At 74.6% G+C, this 4602-nt stretch carries 4 protein-coding genes; 3 read left to right on the forward strand and 1 reads right to left on the reverse strand.

Annotated elements, in window-relative coordinates; all coding sequences use genetic code 11:
- Nucleotides 1-208: 208 nt before the first annotated feature.
- Nucleotides 209-1507 carry an MFS transporter gene (locus tag ACFWEJ_RS27420; RefSeq protein WP_377232336.1) on the reverse strand — a complete coding sequence of 433 codons (1299 nt, stop codon included), beginning with the start codon at nt 1505-1507 and terminating at the stop codon, nt 209-211.
- A 72-nt stretch (nt 1508-1579) separates the two neighbouring features.
- Here ACFWEJ_RS27420 and ACFWEJ_RS27425 point away from each other — a divergent pair, with 72 nt between their 5' ends.
- The 3 genes from ACFWEJ_RS27425 (at nt 1580) to hemQ (ending at nt 4543) form a co-directional block, all read left to right on the forward strand.
- Nucleotides 1580-2458 carry a LysR family transcriptional regulator gene (locus ACFWEJ_RS27425; RefSeq protein WP_377232337.1) on the forward strand — a complete coding sequence of 293 codons (879 nt, stop codon included), beginning with the start codon at nt 1580-1582 and terminating at the stop codon, nt 2456-2458.
- A 137-nt stretch (nt 2459-2595) separates the two neighbouring features.
- Complete coding sequence (locus ACFWEJ_RS27430) at nt 2596-3750, forward strand: ferrochelatase (protein WP_377232338.1); 1155 nt, start codon at nt 2596-2598, stop codon at nt 3748-3750.
- Between the two features lie 43 nt (nt 3751-3793).
- Entirely contained in the window at nt 3794-4543 is a 750-nt protein-coding gene (gene hemQ, locus ACFWEJ_RS27435; protein ID WP_377232339.1) for a hydrogen peroxide-dependent heme synthase, read from the forward strand.
- Nucleotides 4544-4602 lie beyond the last annotated feature (59 nt).

Genomic DNA, 4602 nt, shown 5'->3' on the forward strand with positions numbered 1-4602 from the left:
GCACAGGCCTGTGCCGACCTCGATGCAAGGTGCCGACCGCCCAAGCAAACTGTCGACCGCCCGAGCAGAGTGCCGACCGCCCGAGCAGAGTGCCGACCGCCCGAGCAGAGTGCCGACCGCCCGAGCAGACTGCCGACCGCCCGAGCAGAGTGCCGACCGCCCGAGCTGACTGCCGACCCGCGGGCAGCCTGTCGACACGGCGCCAGGCTCAGGCCGCCAGGTCGCTCGTCTGCGCCGGTGACGACACCCGGACTGGAGCCCGCCGGACGCGCAGCCACACCGCTGCCCCCAGGGCCACGACGACCTGCAGCATGCCGGTGACGACCAGCACCGGGCCGGCTCCGAGCGCGCCGATCAGCGCCCCGCCGACGAGCAGCCCCAGCGAGGCCCCGCCGGCGTGCAGCACGGTCTCCGCGGTGAACGCCGTGCGACGCGCGGCGCCCGTGGTGCGCTCCACGATCAGCGCGTTCAGCGCGGCGATCCCGAACGGCATGGCCAGCCCGCCCAGCGCGGACACCACGCCGACGGCGAGCAGGTTCGGCGCGGCGGCGGGCAGCGCCACGTACGCGACGCCGAACACCACCCACGACGCGACGATCGCGGGGATGCGCGGCACCCGGTGCACCACGAGCGGCACGACGAACGAGACGCCGACGGTCGCGACGCCATACCCCGCCATGCCCGCGGCGATCAGCTCGCCCGGCCGGTCCAGCTCGACGCCGAGCAGGGCCAGCCCCAGCGCGAACGCAAACCACGTGACGCCGCCGACGCCCGCCAGCGCCAGGCCCACGGCCAGCTCCCGGTTGCCGCGCAGCACGGAGCGCAGGGGAGGGGCGGGCTCGGCGTCGACGGCGGACTTGCCTGCCCGGGCTGCCTCGCTCTCGCCCGTCTCGCCCTCGCCCGCCACGCCCGCGCCCGCACCGTCGCCCGCCCGCACCGCAGGCACGGTGAGCATCGCGACGGCGGCCAGCGCCACGGCAGCCGCCTCCCACCACAGCAGCGGCTCGGCGCCCCAGGCGACCAGCAGCCACGCCCCGAGCGCGGGCGCGAAGATCATGGAGACCCGGTGCGCGAGGTCCTGCCAGGCCAGCGCCTTCGCCCCGACGCCGGGTCCGTTGCCGGGCAGCTCGGCCAGGTCCGCGGTCAGCGCCCGCTGCGCCGGCGAGAGCAGGGCCGACGTCGCGCCCGTGACCAGGCCGGTCGCGCACAGCACGACCGCGCCGACGCCCACGGTCGCCGCGGCGACCGGCACCAGGGCGAGCCCGAGCACCTGGACCGCGAGCAGCAGGGCCAGTGCGCGGCCCGACACCAGGTGCGCGCGCAGGCGCCGCCCCCACCACCCGGAGGTGAGCAGCGGCAGGCCGGCGAACCCGCCGACCAGGCCGGTGGTCCAGGCGTCGCCGGTCTGGTCGAGCGCGACCAGCGGCAGCGCGACGGCGGTGATGCGCTGGCCGGTCCAGGTGATGAAGGTCGTGGCGGTCAGCGTGACGAGGTGTGGGTGGCGCACGCTGCCATCCTGCGGCCGTCCCGGGACGGCCGGTAGACGGCTGCCGGACATGACGGGTCATAGGCTGTCCCTATGGTCTCATATCCCACGGTCGAGGACCTGCGGCTCGTCGACGCCGTCGCCCGGCACGGGTCGCTCGGCGCCGCCGCCCGCGAGCTGCTGGTGAGCCAGCCGTCGGCGAGCCAGCGGCTGGCCGCGCTGGAGCGCCGCGTGGGGACGAGCCTGTTCGACCGCGACACCACCGGCGCCCGGCCGACGGCGGCGGGGCGGGAATTCTGCGACCAGGCCGCGCACGTGCTGGACCACCTGGGCACCATCGTCGAGCGCGCCCTGGCGGCGGCGCAGTCCCGCACCGTCTCGGTCGGCGCGTTCCCGAGCCTCGCGGGCACGCTGTTCGCGGCGCTCGACGTGCTGCTCGACGACGTCGTCGTGCAGCCCGAGGTGGACCACGGCCCGCGGCTGCTGGAGTGGGTCGAGCGGGGCACCCTCGACGCCGCGTTCACGGGGATCGCCAAGCAGGTCCCGATCGCGCGCGGCCTGGTGGTCACCGAGGTGGGGCGGCACGACCTGGTCACGCTGCTGCCCGACGGCGCCCCCGTGCCGGGCTCGGGCCGGCGTCCGTACGAGGGGCAGACCGTCGTGTACTGCCCGCTCGACCTGACGGGCGACGTCCTGCACCGGCGGCTCACGGAGCTGGGCGCGCACGCGCGGCCCGGCGCCACGGCGGAGGCCGCCGTCCGGACGGCCCGGGAGCGGCGGTGCGCCGCCGTCGTGCCCGACATGGTGGCCCGCTGGTACGCCGCGCCCGGCGACCGCACCGTTGAGGCGCCGTTCCGCGGCCGCGTCACGCTGTCCATGGTGACGCGGAGCCCCGTGCCGCCTGCCCTGCTGGGCGCCCTCCCGGGGCTGCGCGAGCGGCTGCGGGAGGGCAACGCGCACGCCCGCGCCTGAGTGTCAGACGTGCGGGCCATCCCGGTGACACGTACGTCTGACAACGGGGCGGTTCTGACAGGGCGTCGGTTCGATGTCACGTCCCGTTCGCGCCTCTCCGGTCGGTCCCGCGCGCCGGACGGTGGAAGGATGTGCGCATGCCCGCGATTTCCCCCCAGCCTGCGGCGCACGACGCCGCGCCGTATGACGCCCTCCTGCTCTACTCCTTCGGTGGCCCGAACCACCCCGAGGACGTGGTGCCGTTCCTGCGCAACGTCACCGCGGGCAAGGGCATCCCGGACGAGCGGCTCGAGGAGGTGGGCGAGCACTACTACGGGTTCGGCGGCAAGAGCCCCATCAACGAGCAGAACTTCGCGCTGAAGGCGGCGCTCGAGGCAGAGCTCGCGGCCCGCGGCCTCGACCTCCCGGTCGTGTGGGGCAACCGCAACTGGGCGCCGTACACGAACGACGCGGTCGACGAGCTGGAGGAGCTCGGGGCCAAGCGCGCCGTCGCGCTCGTCACCAGTGCCTTCTCCTCGTACTCCGGCTGCCGCCAGTACCGTGAGGACCTCGCGATCACGCTGGACAAGCGCGGGCAGCTCGGCCCCGACGGGTCCACGGGCGTGCAGTTCGACAAGATCCGCTCGTACTTCAACCACCCGGGCTTCGCGCAGGCCAACGCCGACGCCGTCGTGGAGGCGTTCGCCACCCTCGGCGCGGACGGCGGGTCGCCGGAGGCCGCGCGGCTGGTCTTCGTCACGCACTCGATCCCGGACACCATGGAGGCGGCGTCGCGCATCTCGCACGCCACGTACTCCCAGCAGCACCTGGACCTGGCCGCGGTCGTGGCGGCGCAGGTGGCCGAGCGCCTCGGGCACGAGGTCCCGTGGGACCTGGCCTACTGCTCGCGCTCCGGCCCGCCCAGCCAGCCGTGGCTGGAGCCCGACGTCAACGACCACCTGGAGTCGCTCGCCGTTGACGGCGTCCGCGACGTGGTCCTGTCGCCGATCGGCTTCATCTCCGACCACATGGAGGTCGCCTACGACCTCGACACCGAGGCGCTCGCCACGGCGAAGGACCTCGGCATCACCGCCGTGCGAGCCGGTACCGTCGGCGTGCGGGAGCCGTTCGTCACCGGCCTGGTGGACCTGCTGCTGGAGCGGGCCGCGCTGGCTCGCGACGAACCCGTCACCGAGGCGACCGTGGGGTCGCTCCCGGCCTTCCGCTCGGTCTGCGCGCCGGGCTGCTGCCTGCGGCGGGACGGCGAGCCGAGCGGCATCCCGGCGCTGTGCGGGCCAGACCTGAGCTCCTGAGGTCCGCACCGCGCCCGTGACCGCCCATGACAGAGAGGCAGACATGAACGACACGCACGTGCACGGCGACACCGGGCACGAGATCGACACCACCTCGATCAACGAGGGCATCCGGTACACGATGTTCTCGGTCTTCTCGCTGACCGAGACGCTCCCGGCGGACGAGAACGAGCGCAAGGCGGTCGTGGCCGACGCCGAGGCCGCCGTCGGCGGCGCCGTCGACCCGGCCGCCACCTCCGGCGACCTCGTGGTCCGCGGCTGGTACGACGTGGGCGGCCTGCGCTCCGACGCCGACCTCATGCTGTGGACGCACGGCCCGTCGATCGAGGCCGTGCAGGGCGCCTACCAGCGGCTGCGCGCGTCCGAGCTGGGCCGCTCCCTGGAGCCGGTGTGGTCGGTCGCCGCCCTGCACCGCCCGGCGGAGTTCAACCGCGGCCACGTGCCCGCGTTCCTCGCCGGCGAGGCGCCGCGCGATTATCTCTCCGTGTACCCGTTCGTCCGGTCCTACGACTGGTACCTGCTGCCCGACGAGGAGCGCCGCACCATGCTGCGCGACCACGGCATGGCGGCGGCCCCGTACAAGGACGTCCGGGCCAACACCGTCTCGGCGTTCGCCCTGGGCGACTACGAGTGGATCCTCGCGTTCGAGGCCGACGAGCTGCACCGCATCGTCGACCTCATGCGTGACCTGCGCGCGACCGAGGCCCGCCGGCACGTGCGCGAGGAGGTCCCGTTCTTCACGGGCCCGCGCACGCTCCTGGCCGACTGGGCGGACCGCCAGCCCCTGAGCTGACTGGGCGTCACCACCTCACCTTTGAGGCCCGGGTTTCTTCGCTTTCGACAGTCCGAAAG

It is taken from the genome of Promicromonospora sp. NPDC060204 (assembly GCF_042728455.1).
Lineage (GTDB): Bacteria > Actinomycetota > Actinomycetes > Actinomycetales > Cellulomonadaceae > Promicromonospora.

Excerpts from the sequence above, each read along its gene's own strand:
- ACFWEJ_RS27425 (WP_377232337.1), top strand. The coding sequence starts at position 1,580 with ATGGTCTCATATCCCACGGTCGAGGACCTGCGGCTCGTCGACGCCGTC.
- ACFWEJ_RS27430 (WP_377232338.1), top strand. The coding sequence starts at position 2,596 with ATGCCCGCGATTTCCCCCCAGCCTGCGGCGCACGACGCCGCGCCGTAT.
- hemQ (WP_377232339.1), top strand. The coding sequence starts at position 3,794 with ATGAACGACACGCACGTGCACGGCGACACCGGGCACGAGATCGACACC.